General features: G+C 47.0%; 15 protein-coding genes. 3 read left to right on the top strand and 12 right to left on the bottom strand.

What is annotated here, in order from left to right:
• The first annotated feature begins 54 nt into the window (after nt 1-54).
• Together RH86_RS14305 and RH86_RS14300 are read left to right on the top strand one after the other, a co-directional pair.
• Complete coding sequence (locus tag RH86_RS14305; protein WP_009386822.1) at nt 55-1,245, top strand: 3-phenylpropionate MFS transporter; 1,191 nt, start codon at nt 55-57, stop codon at nt 1,243-1,245.
• A 95-nt stretch (nt 1,246-1,340) separates the two neighbouring features.
• Nucleotides 1,341-4,772 carry a NahK/ErcS family hybrid sensor histidine kinase/response regulator gene (locus tag RH86_RS14300; RefSeq protein WP_009386821.1) on the top strand — a complete coding sequence of 1,144 codons (3,432 nt, stop codon included), beginning with the start codon at nt 1,341-1,343 and terminating at the stop codon, nt 4,770-4,772.
• 26 nt (nt 4,773-4,798) lie between these two features.
• On the opposite strand, the gene RH86_RS14295 is transcribed toward RH86_RS14300, so the two are convergent.
• From RH86_RS14295 to aspA, 8 genes are all read right to left on the bottom strand, one after another.
• Complete coding sequence (locus tag RH86_RS14295; protein WP_009386820.1) at nt 4,799-5,287, bottom strand: hypothetical protein; 489 nt, start codon at nt 5,285-5,287, stop codon at nt 4,799-4,801.
• 151 nt (nt 5,288-5,438) lie between these two features.
• The gene (locus tag RH86_RS14290) at nt 5,439-7,166 is read right to left on the bottom strand and encodes a sodium:solute symporter family protein (RefSeq protein ID WP_009386819.1); all 1,728 of its coding nucleotides are present in this window, start codon (nt 7,164-7,166) and stop codon (nt 5,439-5,441) included.
• Between the two features lie 12 nt (nt 7,167-7,178).
• Nucleotides 7,179-7,442, bottom strand: a complete 264-nt coding sequence (locus RH86_RS14285; RefSeq protein WP_005599270.1) for a DUF4212 domain-containing protein — start codon at nt 7,440-7,442, stop codon at nt 7,179-7,181.
• Nucleotides 7,443-7,659: 217 nt separating this feature from the next.
• Nucleotides 7,660-8,286, bottom strand: coding sequence for a MarC family protein (locus RH86_RS14280; protein WP_009386818.1), 627 nt, complete (start codon nt 8,284-8,286; stop codon nt 7,660-7,662).
• Between the two features lie 155 nt (nt 8,287-8,441).
• Nucleotides 8,442-9,077 (bottom strand): response regulator, encoded by a 636-nt coding sequence (locus RH86_RS14275; protein ID WP_005599274.1) that lies wholly within the window; start codon nt 9,075-9,077, stop codon nt 8,442-8,444.
• 158 nt (nt 9,078-9,235) lie between these two features.
• Nucleotides 9,236-11,041 carry a protein-disulfide reductase DsbD gene (locus RH86_RS14270; protein WP_009386817.1) on the bottom strand — a complete coding sequence of 602 codons (1,806 nt, stop codon included), beginning with the start codon at nt 11,039-11,041 and terminating at the stop codon, nt 9,236-9,238.
• Nucleotides 11,042-11,278: 237 nt separating this feature from the next.
• On the bottom strand, nt 11,279-12,586 hold the full coding sequence (locus RH86_RS14265) for an anaerobic C4-dicarboxylate transporter (RefSeq protein WP_005599277.1): 1,308 nt from the start codon (nt 12,584-12,586) through the stop codon (nt 11,279-11,281).
• Between the two features lie 228 nt (nt 12,587-12,814).
• Entirely contained in the window at nt 12,815-14,263 is a 1,449-nt protein-coding gene (gene aspA / locus RH86_RS14260; RefSeq protein ID WP_005599278.1) for an aspartate ammonia-lyase, read from the bottom strand.
• A gap of 423 nt (nt 14,264-14,686) precedes the next feature.
• Between aspA and RH86_RS14255 the strand changes: the two genes are divergently transcribed.
• Nucleotides 14,687-15,217, top strand: a complete 531-nt coding sequence (locus RH86_RS14255) for an FxsA family protein (protein ID WP_005599279.1) — start codon at nt 14,687-14,689, stop codon at nt 15,215-15,217.
• Nucleotides 15,218-15,303: 86 nt separating this feature from the next.
• Here RH86_RS14255 and trmL read toward each other — a convergent pair whose 3' ends face one another.
• The 4 genes from trmL to RH86_RS14235 all read right to left on the bottom strand — a co-directional run bounded on the left by trmL (nt 15,304) and on the right by RH86_RS14235 (nt 18,651).
• Nucleotides 15,304-15,783 (bottom strand): tRNA (uridine(34)/cytosine(34)/5-carboxymethylaminomethyluridine(34)-2'-O)-methyltransferase TrmL, encoded by a 480-nt coding sequence (gene trmL, locus RH86_RS14250; protein WP_009386816.1) that lies wholly within the window; start codon nt 15,781-15,783, stop codon nt 15,304-15,306.
• A gap of 97 nt (nt 15,784-15,880) precedes the next feature.
• Complete coding sequence (locus RH86_RS14245; RefSeq protein WP_009386815.1) at nt 15,881-16,498, bottom strand: superoxide dismutase; 618 nt, start codon at nt 16,496-16,498, stop codon at nt 15,881-15,883.
• Between the two features lie 84 nt (nt 16,499-16,582).
• On the bottom strand, nt 16,583-17,965 hold the full coding sequence (gene cpxA / locus RH86_RS14240; protein ID WP_009386814.1) for an envelope stress sensor histidine kinase CpxA: 1,383 nt from the start codon (nt 17,963-17,965) through the stop codon (nt 16,583-16,585).
• Nucleotides 17,965-18,651 (bottom strand): response regulator, encoded by a 687-nt coding sequence (locus RH86_RS14235; protein WP_009386813.1) that lies wholly within the window; start codon nt 18,649-18,651, stop codon nt 17,965-17,967. The genes cpxA and RH86_RS14235 overlap by 1 nt, the downstream gene beginning before the upstream one ends.
• Between the last annotated feature and the right edge of the window lie 21 nt (nt 18,652-18,672).

Genomic DNA, 18,672 nt, shown 5'->3' with positions numbered 1-18,672 from the left:
CTCTACGCTCATTAGATAATAGTGTCAGATCATATTGTTATTTTTGAGGTTTTCATGTTTACCCCCACTCCTTATGGCTGGATATCCCAGTATTTCATTGGTTTCTTTTTTGCTTATGGTGTCTATTTGCCATTTTGGGCGTTGTGGTTTGAAGAGCAAGGTGTATCACCAACGGATATTGGCCTGCTAGTCGGGATCGGTTTTGCTACTCGTTGCGTGGCGAATATGGTGATCACGCCGCGCTTGCATAAAGTTGAGCACTTAATGCCTGCGTTACGTTGGTTGACTTTCGCCGCTCTATTATTTGTTGGTTTTCACTTTTTCACGGGCGGAAATTTCTGGTTAATGGCGTTAGCCACAGTTGCATTCAACTCATGCCTTGGACCGATTATTCCGTTGTCTGATGCGATGGCCAACTACTATTCGCGTTTGAAAATGCTCGATTATGGTCGTACTCGTCTTTGGGGTTCATTGGCGTTTATCGCCGGCTCTACCGTTGTGGGTATGCTGGTGGCTCGTTATGGCACCGATATGATCTTATATACCGCGCTGGCAGGTATCTTTGTCGCCTTGGTACTTGGAATGCGCAAGACCAATCCAATGCCAGTCACCACGTCAGAGTCACAAGCAGAACGACCAAAATTGACCGAACTGCTGCGTGATAGTGCAGTGGTGAAATTTTTAGTTTTAGTGGCTTTGATCCAAGGCAGCCATGCGGCCTATTACAGTTTTAGTACCATTTATTGGAAAGGGGCTGGCTACTCAGAGGAGATCATTGGTTATCTATGGAGCTTAGGGGTTGCCTCTGAAGTTGCCGTGTTTGCGTTGAGTAAGCGTATGTTTGCCGGTTGGTCACTACGTATGTTGTTTGTGGTCGCAGCGCTTGGTGTGACGGTACGTTGGGGCTTAACGGCTTCGACAACGGTATTGCTCGCTCTGGTTGCGATTCAGGTGTTACATGGGGTGACATTTGCCATGGCGCACATTGCAGCGATTCAATACATTCAAGGTCAAGAAGAACGTAAAATGGTGGCGTTGCAGGCTCTTTACAATGCAATTCCTCTTGGGGCATTTATTGCGCTGATGACTGCATTAAGCGGTTGGGGATATGAAAACTGGGGGGCGAATGTCTTCTGGGCAATGGCTGCCATGGGCGTAGTGGCGCTGTTTGTCAAACTTGAGCCAACCAAGTTGAATAGCCAGGACGGTCAGGCATGGAAAGCGGAGTCTGAAGCACAGAATTAGCCTCAACTGATTGATATTTAATCATACAGTTTGTTTAATGAACCTCTCCTCGGAGAGGTTTTTTTATAAGCTTATTTGTAAATAAAGGATATCGCATGCAAGGATGGCTAGTGATTCCCGTATCACTGATGTATCTCGGGTTACTGTTTTTAATTGCTTGGTATGGCGATAAGCAAAATAAGTGGTTAGCCAAATGGCGACCGTGGATTTATAGCTTATCGATAGCCGTCTACTGCACTTCTTGGACTTTTTACGGCACGGTGGGGCAAGCGAGCAATAATCCATGGTCTTTCCTGCCAATCTATCTTGCGCCTATTCTGGTGTTTACCTTTGGCTGGCGTGTTCTCGCTCGGCTGATTTTGGTCGCCAAACGTGAGCATATTACCTCGATTGCTGATTTTATTGCGGCGCGCTATGGTAAGTCGCAAGGCTTAGCTGTCGTGATAACCTTAATTGCGGTGGTGGGTATTTTACCTTATATCGCTTTGCAGTTGCGTGGTATCACCATGGGGTTGGAAGTGATTGCGCCTGAATTGCAATCGCAAGGTCAGTGGGGCATTTTTGATGTGTCATGGTTTGTGGTGATTGCTTTAGCTGTCTTTACCATGCTGTTTGGTACACGTCATATCGATAATACCGAACACCATCGCGGTATGATGATGGCGATTGCGTTTGAATCGGTGATTAAGCTGGTGGCCTTTTTGGTGGTTGGCTGCTTCATTTTATTTCTTGCCCTCAATCGTGACGATATTGTTTTAATGGATGTCGCAGCACAAACTTATCAATCGCCGAATATCGCCACGTTAGTCATTCATACCTTTTTGACCATGATGGCGATTTTGTGTCTACCGCGTCAGTTTCATACCATGGTGGTGGAAAATGAACGCGCGCAAGATCTGCATACAGCGCGTTGGCTATTCCCCCTCTATCTTGTCTTAATGGGGCTATTCGTACTCCCTGTCGCTTGGGTTGGCCAGGCGTTGTTAGGCGGTGTAAGCCCTGATACCTATGTGATTAGTTTGCCGATGTCGGTTGGCGCGACGGATATGGCTTTATTGGCCTTTTTAGGTGGGACCTCAGCGGCCAGCGGCATGGTAATTGTTTCGACTATCGCTTTGGCTATCATGGTGTCGAATGATCTGGTGATGCCATTGTTACTGCGTCGGATGAAACTGACTCAACGTGATCACCGTCAGTTCTCGGGATTACTGCTGGTGATTCGTCGTGGCTTAATTTTATTGTTACTTCTAGGCGCATGGGGCTTCTACCAAGTGCTCGGTAACATTCATTCACTCTCGGCAATAGGTTTTCTTTCCTTTGCGGCGATTAGCCAATTTGCTCCCGCGTTACTCGGTGGAATGTATTGGCGACAAGGCAATCGCAAAGGGGTGTATGTTGGCTTATTGTTTGGTTTTACCTTGTGGTTAATCACCTTGATGAGCGCAACCGATATGTTGGCAGGCGACAGTCATACCAACTTACTGCTGTGGATTATTGAGCCGCCACAATACTTAGCCAATATGGGTATTCAAAACTCCGATTGGGGCATTGTGCTCAGCTTGGTTTTGAACACCTTATGCTATGTGTTTGTTTCGTCTATCACCCGCGCAAGTTTAAGTGAGCGACTGCAGTCGGCGTCCTTTATTGGTTCGCCATTACCAGAAAGTGAAAATATCAGCCTCTATCAAAGCCGTGTTACGGTGGCAGAATTAGAGATGTTGGCGTCACGTTTTGTTGGCCGCGCACGGGTTCGCTCTGCTTTTCAGCAGTTTTGGGGGCAACAGCGCGAAACCTTGATGCCTAATCAGCAAGCGCCATCGAGTTTGATTCGCCATACAGAGCGCGTGTTGGCTGGGGTATTTGGCGCATCATCAGCTAAGTTAGTACTTACTTCTGCCTTGCAAGGTCGCAACATGCAACTTGAAGAAGTGGCCACTATCGTCGATGAAGCATCAGAGCTGTATGATTTTAGTCGGGGATTACTGCAAGGAGCGATTGAACATATTGGCCAAGGAATTGCCGTCGTCGATAAACAGTTGCGGCTGGTGGCATGGAATCAACGCTATTTAGAGCAATTTGAATTCCCTGTCGGTTTGATCCAAGTGGGCAGGCCGATTGCCGATGTGATCCGTCACAATGCACAGCAAGGGTTATGTGGCCCTGGCGATCCAGAAGATCATGTTCGCCGACGTATTTACCATTTGGAACAAGGTTCACGGCATACCTCCTCACGAGTTCGTGCGGACGGGCGTGTGATTGAAGTGCAAGGCAACCCTATGCCCGGTGGCGGCTTTGTGATGAGTTTTACCGATATCACGGTCTTCCGAGATGCCGAGCGAGCGCTCAAAGAAGCCAACGAAACCTTAGAAGAACGCGTGTTGGTACGGACGCAAGAATTGGAACGCTTGAATAAGCAGTTGGTCACGGCGACGCAGCGTTCAGAGCATGAGTCACAGTCCAAATCTCGTTTTCTCGCGGCAGTGAGTCATGACTTGATGCAGCCTTTAAACGCGGCACGTTTATTTGCTTCTTCGCTATCGGAAGTGGCTAAAGAGAGTGAAAGCAAGCAGTTAGCCACGCATATTGAAAGTGCGCTAGAAGCGGCAGAAGATTTGATTGGTGATTTACTCGATATATCGCGTTTGGAGTCAGGCAAGTTGGACGTCAATGTTCACGGTTTTGCGATTAATGATGTGTTGTCTAATCTCAATGCGGAATTTAGTGCGCTAGCAAAACAGCAAAAAATAGATTTTAGCCTCTTTCCGAGTCAGCAGTTGGTGCAATCCGATCCTAAGTTGCTGCGCCGAGTGATACAGAACTTTTTAACCAATGCGTTCCGTTACAGCCCACAAGGCAAAGTCTTGTTAGGTGTGCGCCGTGCTGGCGAGCACGTACGAATTGAAGTTTGGGACAACGGAATGGGCATTGATGAAGATAAGCAGCAAGAAATCTTCGAAGAGTTTAACCGTGGAAGCCAGGTGCGCTCAGATCAAGGCTTAGGGTTAGGGCTAGCAATCTCCAAAGGCATCGCTAATGTGCTAGGTCATCAAATCGCGATGCGTTCGTGGCCGGGTAAAGGCAGCGTCTTTTCGATCACGCTTAAACGCGCAAAGTCAGTGGCTCCACAATTAACAGTTGTTTCGCCGCAAGCTGTATCGGATCTCAGTCATCTCAATGTTCTGTGCGTCGATAATGAGCCGGAGATCTTGATCGGAATGGATCAACTGTTAGCACGTTGGGGATGCAATGTGCGCACCGCAACGGATATTGTCGGCAGTTTGCAAGCCATCGACGAAAGCTGGATCCCAGACGTAATCTTGTCGGACTATCGACTTGATCATGGCCGGACGGGATTGGAAGTGCTGCAGCAATGTCGCTTGCGGCTCGGTGATAGCTTTGTTGGCGTGATCATCAGTGCCGATCGTACTGCGGATATGTTGGATGGTATTAAATCGAATGGCTTTAGTTTTATCCCTAAGCCGGTCAAGCCATTGAAGCTGCGGGCGATATTAAATCGCTCCGCATAAGCTGATTGGTGGGAAAGATGGCTGAGTTAGTTTGATTCGCTTAGCAGCGTTTCATACTTGATGAAGGCCATTTGTGTATCACCGTAATAGAGCACGCCATCGGATTGAATCGCTACCCGTAACCAACTCTCAGCTGAGGCCGGGGCGGGGAGCGTAATTGACCATAGCTTACCGTTACTGTTTGCCATTTTCATATCGGTTGGTGTGCCCATTTGATCTTGATTATCAACCACAGACAGTTTGACGCCTTCGAGAGGGAAACTGGCTGTCAGCGACAACTCAAGTTGATCGTTCGTCAGACTTTCTGAACGAAATTTCACTTTAAACTCACCATTGGCCATATCACATAAGCCACTGGTATAGCGACAGTTGGATTTGCTAACCAGTTTGTAATCTGTGCCTTCTTTGGCTGCGTGTGGCTTTTCGCTCAGGGCGAGATCGGTCCCCACGTAAGCAAGAATAGAAAGAATTGGGGCGACTAACAGCGCAATGATAATGTGCTTATTTTTGAACATAGAGGCTTCCTTGCAGCTACGATATAAGGCGAAACAGATACCAATTTGGTTAAGTAATGCAATCCATTAACTTATTCAGATTGATACAAGATAAACAGAGTGAGTTGAATAAAAAAGCCCCCGTAGGGGCTTTTGTGGTTTGGATTAGATTTTAGTGGTCAACTGCATCGCCAGCACCTGCCGGTACACGAACGTGCTCAACCAAATCTTTCACTTCTTGCGGAGTTTCTGCTGTTACACGTGATACAGCGAATGCTACGATGAAGTTGAAGAGTGCGCCAATAGCACCAAATGCATTTGGTTCGATACCGAAGAACCAGTTGCTACCCCAGCTTTGTAGGTATGTCCAATCAGCAACAAATAGGATGCCTTTGTGTTGGAATACATAGAATAGCGTGATGGTAATACCAGCAATCATACCGGCAATAGCGCCTTCCTTGTTGATGCTCTTACTAAAGATACCCATCATCAAGGCAGGGAATATCGAAGACCCTGCGAGGCCAAATGCCAGAGCCACCGTACCAGCAGCAAAGCCTGGTGGATTGAGGCCGAGATAACCCGCGACCCCTATCGCGACCGCCATCGCGATACGACTTGCCAGCAGTTCTTTCTTCTCAGAGATATTTGGATTAATAACGCCTTTAATCAAGTCGTGAGATATCGCAGACGATATCGCCAGTAGCAGACCTGCAGCAGTTGAGAGTGCGGCAGCAAGACCACCGGCGGCTACCAGTGCGATCACCCAGTTTGGTAGTTTCGCAATCTCAGGGTTAGCCAGTACCATGATGTCACGGTCAACTTTCAGTTCGTTTGTTTCTGGGCTTGAAGTGTATTCAATAAGGCCGTCGCCGTTCTTATCATCAAAACCAAGCAGGCCGGTTTTTTCCCAGTTTTTAAACCAATCAGGACGCTCATCGTAGGCAAGGTGTTTGCCCGGAGCCGGGTTAACCGTATCCATGAGGTTTAGACGCGCCATGGCAGATACTGCCGGAGCGGTGGTGTAAAGAATCGCAATGAATAGGAGTGCGTAGCCTGCTGAGGTACGTGCATCACGTACTTTCGGTACCGTGAAGAAACGAATGATAACGTGTGGCAGACCTGCAGTACCGATCATCAGTGACATGGTGTAAACGAACATGTTGAGTGTATCACCGCGAACGTGGGTGGTGTATTCGCTAAAGCCAAGTTCGGTCACTACCTGATCGAGCCGGTCGAGTAGATAGACATTGGTGCCGGAAATGGTGCTGCCTAAGCCAATTTGTGGCAGTGGGTGACCGGTCAGTTGCAGAGAGATAAAGATTGCTGGAATAGTGTAAGCAAGAATGAGTACGCAATATTGTGCAATCTGCGTGTATGTGATGCCTTTCATGCCGCCCATTACCGCGTACATAAATACGATACACATACCGATCAGTAGACCTGTTGAGTAATCCACTTCAAGGAAGCGACCAAATGCCACGCCAACGCCTTTCATTTGACCGATAACGTAGGTGGTGGATGCGATGATCAAACAAACAACCGCAACGATACGTGCTGTTTTTGAATAGAAGCGCTCACCAATAAACTCAGGTACAGTAAATTTACCGAACTTACGTAGGTAAGGAGCAAGAAGCAGAGCAAGTAGTACGTAGCCGCCAGTCCAACCCATTAAGAATACCGAACCGCCGTAACCCATAAAGGCAATAAGGCCTGCCATTGAGATAAATGACGCTGCCGACATCCAGTCAGCGGCTGTAGCCATACCGTTGGCAATTGGGTTTACGCCGCCGCCAGCAACATAAAACTCTTTGGTTGAGCCCGCACGTGCCCAAATTGCGATACCTATGTAGAGGAGGAATGTTGATCCTACTACTAGGTAAGTAATTGTTTTCAAATCCATCTGAGTTGCTCCTTACTCGTCCACACCAAATTCGCGGTCAATACGTCTCATCTTCCACGCGTAGTAGAAAATGATTGCTAGGAAGGTGTAAATAGACCCTTGCTGAGCAAACCAGAAACCCAGCTTGTAACCTCCGAGTTGAAATTGGTTGAGTTGATCAACAAATAAAATTCCACAGCCGAAAGATACGACAAACCAAATGACCATTAACCCAATCATTAGTCTTACGTTCTTTTGCCAGTAAGCTTTGGCGCGTTCCTGACTTTCAAATGCCATTGCCGTCTCCTTACGCATGTTTGTTGTTAATAAAATGTTTCAGAAAATACAATAGCAGTGAGAGAAAGAGAGTGCTCTTCAACTTTAGTCGGCAGGGTTTTTAGCTAAAAGCTTATTAAATCAGTTGTTTGAAGTTTTTTGTGGGAGCGATTGGTTGTTAAAATTGTGTTAACTTAGCCGAAGGTCTAATGTTATCGGCTAAGTCTTGATAACTGGATCACACAATATAGAAGTCGCGGATGCCCATTAACAAATTATTTAGTGCCACGGCAGCCAGAATAAGGCCCATAACACGACTAATGATGGCAGCACCAACATTACCAATCACTTTGTGGATATGACTCGCGGCGAGTAAAAATAGCAAGGTGATGAGTAACACGCTGGCCATGACACCGGCGGTGATTGCTTGATCAATCAGTGAATAGCGGTGATTGTCGGTCAGCATCACTATCGCCATCATTGCGCCTGGGGAGGCAATGGAAGGCATTGCTAGCGGGTATACAGCCAGATCGGCCAGATCGGAATGGCTGACATCTTGCGTCAGCTTTTGTTCTTGTTCCGGTTTGCTTTCACCAAAAATCATGGTGAGTGCGAATAGCAGCAGTACTAATCCGCCAGCCGCTTGAAAGGCAGGCAGTGGAATTTGCATCGCTTCCAACAATAATTGCCCAACGAGCAGAAAAAACAGCAAGATGCCGGTGGCTATCGCGACGGCTTTCAATGCCACGATACGGCGTTGTTTGACGGTGAGATGTTGAGTTTGAGATAGATAGACAGGAACGGAACCGACGGGATCGATTACCGCCCAGAGTACGACGAATTGAGTAATGATAATGCTAAGCAACGAAATGCCTCCCAGAGTTGACTGCTTCCCATCAAAACCCGCATGGTCGAGATGGCGTTAACAGAGGGATGGTCAAAGTAGAAGTTAATGACCAAGCTAAGTTTAGCAAACTCGATAAGGTAACAAGTTAACGCAGAGTTAATTACGCCGAATAATTACGATTCAGATTCGAGCTGTTGCAACAGAATCACGGCTTGTGTGCGGTTTTTAACCCCTAACTTACGGAAAATGGCGGTCATATGAGCTTTGATCGTTGCTTCAGAAACGTTGAGTTCGTAGGCGATTTGCTTATTGAGTAAGCCGTCTGACAGCATGCCCAGCACCTTATACTGCTGCGGAGTCAGGGTCGCGATTTTTTCCGCCAGATCGTTACAAGCTGCGTTATTGGTAATTAAACCTTCTGGGAAAAAAGGTTCACCACCTAATACTTGGTTGAGGGCGCTGATCAGCTCGCGCATATCGCTCGATTTTGGAATGAAACCAAAGGCACCATGGCTTTTCACCTGCGTGACGACACTTGGCTCTTCACTGGCAGACACTACGACAATCGGCAGATCTGGGTATTCAGCTCGCAGCTGCATCAAGCCTGACATGCCATTAGCCCCCGGCATTTTTAGATCGAGCAGTAACAAATCTGGTTCAGGTTCTTTGGCCAATAAGTGGAGTAACGCATCTAAAGAATCGGCTTCGAGTAGATTTGCGCCACTGATGGCCATATGGATCGACTGAAACAGAGCGTTGCGAAATAGCGGATGGTCGTCGGCGATAAGGATGGTGTAAGTCGAGTCCATGACGTTAATCACTTATTGTAATTTGGTTAATGGAATTATTGTTCTGATTGGCTTGGTGAACAATGTTTATCCATTAAAAGTCTGAACTAAATCGAGTTTTACTGCTGATTTGAAATAATCACACCGGTGCATACACACCGATGTGAAGTCGTGTCGCTTTAGAGCTGATAGTTGTCTAAATGGGCAATAAAGGGTTCAGCGGCCATAAATCCGGTAATGCGTGCATGCTTGATATGCTCACCATTGGCATCCCAAAACTCAATTGTCGGTAAACCAAGTACCTGCATTTTTTTGAGCAGTTCAATATCTTGCATTTGGTTGTTGGTCACATCCGCTTGCAGTAAGACAAAGTTTTGTAGCTTGTCGGCCACTTGCGCATCGTGGAAGGTATATTTTTCAAACTCTTTACAGGCGACGCACCAGTCGGCATAGAAATCGAGCATCACTGGTTTACCTGCCTGTTTGGCTGCGGCCAATTGCTGCTCTAATTCGCTGGTGTTGCTGATGCGAATAAACTCAACGTTTTGGCTCTGCGTTTGATGTTGAGGGTTAAACCAATAGTTCAACAATGGTTGAGCGGAAGCGAACAATCCTAGTACGGCAATAATACCGATGGTGCTTTGCTTCCAACCGCCAAATGGCAGTTTGTTTTTGATGTGATATAGCCAGCCAAAAGCCACTATCCCCAGCAGTGACCAAAGAGCGGTCGCCCACAATTCAGGCAAGATACGCTCGAGTAAAAACAGTGGAGCCGCAAGCAGAATAAAGCCGAACAAGATCTTCACCGTATCCATCCAACCGCCGGCTTTCGGTAGCAGTTTATTACCAAATACCGCTGCCAACATGAGTGGAATACCCATCCCCATCGCGAGAGCATAGAGAGCTACTGCACCAGTCAGTAAGTCTCCGCTTTGCGCGACATACAACAACGCACCAGAGAGTGGGGCGGTGGTGCATGGTGAGCAAACTAAACCTGAAATAGCACCCATGGCAAAAACACCCAGAGAGTTGCCACCTTGCTGCTTATTACTCAGACCATTGAGCCAAGTTTGTACGCTGGATGGTAATTGCAACGTATAAGCGCCAAACATTGATAGCGCTAAAGCGACGAAGAGAATACTCAACCCAATTAAGACGTAAGGGTGTTGCATCGCTGCTTGGAATTGCATCCCCGCAGAGGCAACCACTAAGCCAAGTAGTGTGTAGGTCAGTGCCATACCTTGTACGTAAATGAAGGAGAGCCCCAGCGCACGACGGTGACTAAGCTTGCCGCTACCTAGCACGATACTGGTTAAGATTGGGTACATAGGTAGCACACACGGAGTAAAGGCAAGGCCAACCCCTAGAGCAAGAAAGAGCACAGGCGTCCACCAGTTATCGGCCAGTTTATCAGCTAAGCTGCTCTCTTTTGATTGTGGGGCAACTTTATCACCCTGAGCAAAAGCGTTGTTTTTACCATTGCCAGTAATGTCTGTCGTTGCTGGTGTTACCGTTGATGTGTTAGTGGCTGAATTGGTAAAGGCTTCCAATTCGATGACGCGTGTTTCTGGTGGGTAGCAAAATCCCGCTTTGGCACAACCTTGATATTGAACGATTAAGCGTGCGCCGACCTGATAATCGCGTAGTGGTACTTCAATGAATAGCGGTTCGGTATAGATGTGCACATCGCCAAAAAATTCATCTTGGTGTGGCTGGCCTTGGCGCATCGCGAAATCGCCAAGGGTGACTTTTTCACCGCTGAGTGAAATGCGTTCTTGGTAGAGGTAGTAATCTGGTTTGACTTGCCAATCGATAAAGACGCGATCGCCTTGCTGGTAAGCATTGAACTGAAATGCTTGATCGACAGGGACAAATTGGTTGCTATCGTCACCGAAGCTAAGGGCGTTACCCGAGTTAAACAGGGCCATTGCTGGCATCGAAACGACGGAAGCACACAGCAGTAAAAGCGATAAAAGAAAACGCATACAAAAGTCACTTTATTAGAATTTAGGGTATTTTATACTCAATTGACGCCAGTTTTCTCTAGATAGTGAGAAATTTGTTCGTAATGAGGCTTGAACGTAATAGGACAGGGAAAAGCGCCAATTAGTTTCATCATTGATGAAATTGGCTTTGAAGATCGGAAATTAGCGTTTTAGTGAAATAAAAAAAGGAGCCGAAGCTCCTTTAGTATCTCTAATGCAGCGCTGAATGATGGTGTATTAGATAAATAGACCGCCAAAAGCAAAGCCTAGCGCAACGGCAGAAGTAATGGTGGTGACACCCGGAATAAAGAATGGGTGGTTAAACACATATTTGCCAATACGAGTTGAGCCAGTGTCATCCATTTCTACTGCGGCGAGTAGCGTTGGGTAAGTCGGCAAAACAAACAATGCGCTGACGGCGGCAAATGAAGCAACGGCGGTGAGTGGTGCAACACCAATCGCCAGCGCAGCAGGCATAAGTGCCACCGTGGTCGCCCCTTGTGAGTAGAGCAGCATTGAGGCCAAAAATAGCACCAGTGCTAACATCCAAGGGTAATCAGCGAGTAGTTCACCCGCCAGCTCTTTTATTCCATCCACGTGAGCGTTAACAAATGTCGCGCCTAACCAAGCAACACCTAATACACAAACACAAGCGGTCATGCCTGAGCGGAATGTTGCGGCTGCGGCAATTTGGTTCGCGTCGATCTTGGTGAACATCACGATTGCGGCAGCAGCGGCGAGCATGACGGCCATAATCGCTTCATTACGACCTAACGCTGGATTCTCAATGAGACCAATTGAGTCTGAAATGGCCGCGGCGTAACACACCACTAATGCAATTGCGATTAGGAAAATATAGGTTGCGGTTTTGGCCGTTGGCAGAATTTCACGTCGTTGCGTATCTGGAAGCTTAATTAACCCTTGCTCTAAACGCTGTTGGTAAACGGGATCGTCTTTTAACTCACAACCCATGAAGTTCGCCACGAATGCGCCAATCATACAAGCAAGGAAAGATGTCGGAATGCACACGGCAAGTAGAGTTAGGTAATCTACCCCGACCGGTGCCAACATCGCAGCGAAGGCAACCACAGCGGCTGAAATCGGTGAAGCAGTAATGGCGATTTGTGAGGCAACAACCGCAATAGAGAGTGGTCGAGAAGGACGTACGCCTTGGCCTTTTGCTACTTCTGCGATCACGGGCAATGTTGAGAATGCCGTGTGGCCAGTCCCCGCCATCAGCGTCATAAAGAACGTCACGATCGGTGCGTAGAAGGTGATTCGTTTAGGATTTTTACGTAAAAAATCTTCGGCAATTTGCACCAGCCAATCCATGCCGCCAGCCACTTGCATTGCAGCAATAGCAGTAATAACCGACATAATAATTAAAATAACATCGACTGGAATAAATGCTTGGCTGGTGGGTACACCAAGACCCACAGACAAAGCGATTACGCCCGCGCCACCGGCAAACCCGATGCCGATCCCCCCGATTCTTGCTCCTATAAAGATAAAGAGCAGAACGACTAACAGTTCGACTGCTACCATATAAAGACCCTCAAAATTGTTATGGTTTTATTTGGTGGTGGTTTCCCATCGCTTCTTTGAGCGTGTAGGTATAAGTGTAGTTATAACCATCACTCTAGTGATTAATACCAACCAACATCAGTCGTCGATTATTTTTACAAACGTTGACCATGAACTGGTCTTGATTGGTATAAAGCGCCAAAAACAGCGCCAAAAAAAGGGTCCCATCTGGGACCCCTCTTGTCGTTATTACTCGTAACGTTTGGCTTTATACGTTGGATGCATGAAGTTTTCAACGCAAAGAATCTCGTCAAGCTCTTCTGCCGTTAATAAACCGCGGTCTAGCACAACTTCACGTACGCTCTTACCTGTTTCTGCACAGATTTTACCCACTATGTCGCCTTCATGGTGACCAATGTATGGGTTTAGGTAAGTTACGATACCGATTGAGTTGTATACGTAGTTTTCACACGTTTCTTTGTTAACGGTGATGCCGTCGATACATTTGTCGCGTAGGTTAACACACGCGTTGTGTAGCAGAGAAATTGACTCAAATACGCTTTGTGCAATCACAGGTTCCATTACGTTCAACTGTAGTTGACCGCCTTCTGCTGCGAAAGAAACCGTATTGTCGTTACCTAGTACTTTAAAGCAAACTTGGTTTACCACTTCAGGGATAACTGGGTTTACTTTTGCTGGCATGATTGAAGAACCAGCTTGCAGTTCAGGTAGGTTTAGTTCGTTGAAACCAGTACGTGGGCCTGAAGAAAGTAGGCGCAAGTCGTTACAGATTTTTGATAGCTTAACAGCAAGGCGTTTTAGTGCGCCGTGCGTCATTACGTAAGCACCACAGTCAGAGGTTGCTTCGATCAAATCTTCTGCTGCAACCACATCTAGGCCAGTTACGGTCGCTAGGTGTTTAACGGCGAGATCTTGGTAACCTTGTGGTGCGTTTAGACCAGTACCGATTGCTGTTGCGCCTAGGTTGATTTCAAGCAGTAGTTTTGATGTGTACTCAAGAGCACGAATTTCTTCGTTCAGTGTAACAGCCCAAGCGTGGAATTCTTGACCAACCGTCATTGGTACCGCGTCTTGTAGCTGAGTACGACCCATTTTCAAGATGCCGCTGAACTCTTGCGCTTTAAGCTCGAAGGCGCCTTTTAGGTACTCAATCGCTTCAATCAGCTTGTGTACGCTGTTGAAAACGGCGATACGGAAACCCGTTGGGTAAGCACAGTTGGTTGATTGGCTCTTGTTAACGTGATCGTTCGGGTTGATGAACTGGTATTGGCCTTTTTCTTTGCCCATCAGTTCTAGTGCTACGTTCGCAATCACTTCGTTGGTGTTCATGTTAACTGAGGTGCCAGCGCCGCCTTGGAATACGTCTGAAGGGAACTGATCCATGCACTTGCCTGTTTCTAGGATCAAATCACACGCTTGCAGAATGTAATCTGCAACATCTTTTGGAATAGCGCCCAGTTCTTTGTTGGCTAGCGTCGCCGCTTTTTTGGTCATTACCATGCCGCGTACGAATTCAGGTACATCAGAGATAGTAACGTTTGAGATATTGAAGTTTTCAATAGCGCGTAAAGTGTGGATGCCGTAGTAAGCATCTGCAGGAACGTGACGTTGACCTAATAGATCTTCTTCAATACGAGTGGCTGAGTTAGCTGCTGTAGCTTCAGATAGAGTAGCCATAGGTGGATCCTTAGAGAATTATTGTGATATTAAATTTTTTTGTAATCGCCAATTCTGCTGTTTAAGAATCCATTCGTCAGAGTGTTTGGCTGGAAATCCGTCCTGACATATGTGGCACATGATACTGGACTAAATTCATAAAAATATTAAGTGGATCACTATTTGAACCAAAGGTATGAAAAATTTGCGTTGCTATGCGCTACGTCATTTATCTCGCTCACAGTTGTTGCGTTTCGTGAGTTTTGATAGGGGCAGATTGTTAACGTCATGAACGCGGGTGTCACTTGATTGATTCATGCTTTGCTAATATGTAAGTAATCGGTATGAACACTTTGTTTGGTCACGATTTCTAACATTTCAACGAGCGAATATATTGTGAGTCGTAGCGGTTAGCGCTAATGTGTCGCTAACAAAGGAGGGCATGTGTTTCCTATCTTATTATTACTGTTTATTTTAGTTCCGATTATTGAAATTGGCCTGTTTATCCAAGTGGGCGGGTTTCTGGGTTTGTGGCCAACGATTGCCTTGGTATTGATCACCGCATTTGTTGGGGCTTCACTAGTGCGCAGTCAAGGGTTACAAACCTTAATGAATGTGCAAAATCGTCTGCAACAGGGTGAATTGCCAGCGCAACAAATTTTTGAAGGCGTGATGCTTGCTGTTGCGGGCGTCTTATTGCTGACGCCGGGCTTTATGACGGATGCATTGGGGATGCTAATACTGCTGCCGGCACCGCGTGCGGCGATCGCCAAATACTTGATGAGTAAGATGGTGGTGAAATCGGTCGGTGGTGGTTTTCACGGTGGCTTTAACAACCAAGGTGGCTTTGGTTCACAAGATGGATTTGGTCAAGACCCATTTCAACGCAACCCGTTCGAACAATCGAAAGATGGCAACACCTTCGAAGGTGAGTTTGAGCGCAAAGACGATGATGACCGCAATAAGCTGAACTAAATAGAATGACTGAATAGATGAAAAGGCGCCTTGGCGCCTTTTTCTTTATCTGTCTGTTTTGCGAAATAGTGCTGTGATTGCGCTATTTACTGTGCGCCTTTGAAACCCATTTGGCGCCATGCTTCATAAGCGATAATCGCGACGGCATTGGATAGGTTCAAGCTACGAGCATCAGGCATCATAGGAATACGAATGCGTTGCTCCATCGGTAAGCTTTCGATTAACTCTGCCGGCAGGCCGCGTGTTTCTGGGCCAAACAACAGCACATCGCCTTCGGTAAATTGCGCATCAACATGATGGCCTGTCGTTTTGGTGGTGCAGGCAAAAATACGGAATTGGCCGCCGCGTTCTTGCTCTAAATAATCGAGAAAGGCTTGCAAGTCCTTGTGGCGTTTTACTCGCGCTAAATCGTGATAATCCAAGCCAGCACGACGCACCTTCTTCTCTTCTAAATCAAAACCCAAAGGCTCGATGAGGTGCAAGTTGGCACCACAGTTGGCGCATAGACGGATTATATTGCCAGTATTTGGCGCAATTTCCGGTTCATAAAGGGCAATATCAAACATGGCATAATCTGTGTCAGTAAAAACTGCGCCGATTATAACAGGATGGTTTAACAAGCGAGAACTTAATAGCGGTTAGTGGGAGCCAACCGCTATTGGTTTATGAGTGGCTGTTGATTGCTTGATCGTAATAGCTTTCAACCATCGGCCAATTAATCACATTCCACCATGCGTTAATGTATTCAGGTCGACGGTTTTGGTAACTAATATAATAAGCATGTTCCCATACATCGAGAGCGAGAATTGGCTCGCCTTGTTGCTGGGCTACATCCATCAAAGGGTTATCTTGATTAGGGGTTGAGGTGATCGCGAGTTGGTTATTTTGCACAATAAGCCAAACAAAACCGGAACCAAAGGTGTTCACGGCGGCTTGTGAGAATTGTTCTTTAAAGTTATCGAAAGAGCCAAACGTTCGATCGATGGCATCGGCGAGTGCCCCGAGTGGTTGGCCGCCGCCATCGGGCGTCATACATTGCCAATAAAGGATGTGGTTGTAAAAGCCACCGCCGTGGTTGCGTATTGCAGGAGAATGGGCTGAGACATTGGCGAAGATGGCGTTGAGTGAGTGGGATTCAAGCTCTGAACCGCTTATCGCCGCGATAAATTTTTCGTAGTAAGTTCGATGATGCTTGTTGTAGTGAACTTCCATGGTTTGGGCGTCGATGTACGGCTCTAATGAGTCATATGCGTATGGAAGTGCGGGAAATCGATGGGACATAGTAAATCCTCCTTGAATGAAGGATTTACTATAAATGATAATAACAATCATTATCAATGGTTGTTTTGTAAGGTTATTACGGTTTTAGTCCACTCCAAGAGGGAGGCAAATCTCTACCCTTAAACCACCTAATGGACTGCGTGAAGCCTCGATGCTTCCACTGTGTTGGCGCACCGCACTTTCGGTAATCGCAAGGCCCAATCCTGTGCCTCCGCTGACGCGGTCGCGTGCGGTTGAAACGCGATAGAAAGGTCTGAAGATCGCTTGCAATTCTTCTTCAGGGACGCCTTCACCATTGTCATCGACCATCAAGGTAACGTGATCTGCCGTTGTACTAATGGTTACCTCAATAGCATCATGGCCATAACGAATGGCGTTACGCACAATATTATCGAGTGCACTCATTAGCAGTTTTGGTTTGCCTGAGATAGCTTGTTCTGGAATGGCTGAATAGTTGAGCGTCTTGCCCATCTGTTCTGCTTCAAATTGCGCGTCGCTTAAGATCGCTTCCCAAAGGCTAGATAGCGGCTGTTTTTCGCGATCGGTGTGACTATCAAGTTGCATGCGAGACAGTTCGAGCAACTCAGAAATCATCTGCTCTAATCGCTGCGCTTCGGTATCAATTCGCGTCAGTTCAGCGCTTTCACCTTGCTTACGAGTGGCGAGCGCGGTGGCCATTCTTAGCCGAGTAAGAGGCGAGCGCAACTCATGGGAGATGTCAGAGAGCAAGCGTTGCTGACCTGAGATCATTTGATTGACGTCTTGCACCATTTGGTTAAATGCCGTGCCGGCTTGGCGGAACTCACTGGTGCCTTTTTCTAAGCTTGGGTCCACCACAAATTCGCCTTTAGCAACGCGTTTGGCTGCGCGTTCCAACTTACGCGCCGGTTGGCTGAGAGCCCAGGCTAACCATAGTAGTAGCGGTGTGCTGGCAACCATGACGGCCAATAACAGCTGAAATGGTTTGTCGAACATGCGCAGTAAAAAGGGCGGTGGCTGATCCCACTTAAAGGCTAAGAACATGTGCAGTGGCTGGCCCGCCAGTGTAATAGGCACCGGGCCTGCCACCATGTAATGGCCATACAGGCGCTGTTTAGGATCGCTTGGCGATTCGATGGTCGAGATCAGGTTCTGCAATGCGCGTGCTTTAAAATCGCGCTGTTTTTTGGGAGTAAGAATATCGCCCTCAAGATCGGTAATGAAGTAGCGTGGGCGAGGATCTCGCTTGCTTGGGCGATCTTTGTCGATTTCCCGTAATACTTGATTGAGGTTATTGGTGCCTTGGTATTGATTTTCAACTCGCTCAGCAAACAGCTTCATCTTGGCTAAGCTCTCTTGAGGGATCGAATGAGGCTTACGTGGATCAAGATGTGGCAAAGCCAATACCGCAATCACGACCAAAAACATCGTCAGCCAAAAAATGGCAAAGATACGGCCATAAAGGCTCGTAATTCTTGGCAAGCGCATTAGCCTTCCTCGACCAATAGATAGCCACGACCGCGCAGGGTTTTGATGCGAGGTTTGCCATCGGCGCGTTCAGGGAGTTTTTTACGTAAGTTAGATACGTGCATATCAATAGCGCGATCAAAGGCGGCGAGGCGTTTACCGAGTACATCTAAACTGAGTACTTCTTTGGTAATGGTTTCACCAGGATGAATGACAAAGTGGCTTAATAAGGCAAACTCGGTGGTAGTGAGTTCGAGTTGCTGACCTTGGCAGTAAGCTTCCTGTTTACCTGGAAACACTTCAATATCTTGATATTGCAAGCTATCGCTTGGTTTGCTGGTTGTGGCCGTTTGGGTGCGACGTAAAATCGCGCGAATACGAGCCAGTAGTTCGCGGTCACTAAAAGGCTTTGGCAAGTAATCGTCCGCGCCCAACTCCAAACCGATGACACGGTCAATCTCTTCCCCTTTGGCGGTGAGCATTAATACCGGCGTTTCCCAGTTTTCGCGGATGCGTTTAAGAGTTTCCGTGCCATTAAGTTTTGGCATCATCACATCGAGTAAGATCAAATCGATCTCTTTATTGAGTGCGGCTAGACCCGCTTCACCATCATTAGCTTCAGATACTGTGAAGCCTTCAAAGCTGAGTACTTCTTTGAGTAAGCCGGTGAGTTCGGTGTCGTCATCGATTAATAAAATGTGTGCCATGTGGTTGCCTTAATAGTGGCT

It is taken from the genome of Vibrio sp. N418 (assembly GCF_000222565.1).
Classification (GTDB): domain Bacteria; phylum Pseudomonadota; class Gammaproteobacteria; order Enterobacterales; family Vibrionaceae; genus Vibrio; species Vibrio scophthalmi.
Note: the sequence above shows the minus strand (reverse complement) of the source record. Positions and strands in the feature narration are given on the sequence as shown.

Bases quoted from the DNA above. Each gene is read 5' to 3' on its own strand.
- RH86_RS14305 (WP_009386822.1), top strand. From the start codon at position 55: ATGTTTACCCCCACTCCTTATGGCTGGATATCCCAGTATTTCATTGGT.
- RH86_RS14300 (WP_009386821.1), top strand. From the start codon at position 1,341: ATGCAAGGATGGCTAGTGATTCCCGTATCACTGATGTATCTCGGGTTA.
- RH86_RS14295 (WP_009386820.1), bottom strand. From the start codon at position 5,287: ATGTTCAAAAATAAGCACATTATCATTGCGCTGTTAGTCGCCCCAATT.
- RH86_RS14290 (WP_009386819.1), bottom strand. From the start codon at position 7,166: ATGGATTTGAAAACAATTACTTACCTAGTAGTAGGATCAACATTCCTC.
- RH86_RS14285 (WP_005599270.1), bottom strand. From the start codon at position 7,442: ATGGCATTTGAAAGTCAGGAACGCGCCAAAGCTTACTGGCAAAAGAAC.
- RH86_RS14275 (WP_005599274.1), bottom strand. From the start codon at position 9,077: ATGGACTCGACTTACACCATCCTTATCGCCGACGACCATCCGCTATTT.
- RH86_RS14270 (WP_009386817.1), bottom strand. From the start codon at position 11,041: ATGCGTTTTCTTTTATCGCTTTTACTGCTGTGTGCTTCCGTCGTTTCG.
- RH86_RS14265 (WP_005599277.1), bottom strand. From the start codon at position 12,586: ATGGTAGCAGTCGAACTGTTAGTCGTTCTGCTCTTTATCTTTATAGGA.
- aspA (WP_005599278.1), bottom strand. From the start codon at position 14,263: ATGGCTACTCTATCTGAAGCTACAGCAGCTAACTCAGCCACTCGTATT.
- trmL (WP_009386816.1), bottom strand. From the start codon at position 15,783: ATGTTTGATATTGCCCTTTATGAACCGGAAATTGCGCCAAATACTGGC.
- RH86_RS14245 (WP_009386815.1), bottom strand. From the start codon at position 16,498: ATGTCCCATCGATTTCCCGCACTTCCATACGCATATGACTCATTAGAG.
- cpxA (WP_009386814.1), bottom strand. From the start codon at position 17,965: ATGCGCTTGCCAAGAATTACGAGCCTTTATGGCCGTATCTTTGCCATT.
- RH86_RS14235 (WP_009386813.1), bottom strand. From the start codon at position 18,651: ATGGCACACATTTTATTAATCGATGACGACACCGAACTCACCGGCTTA.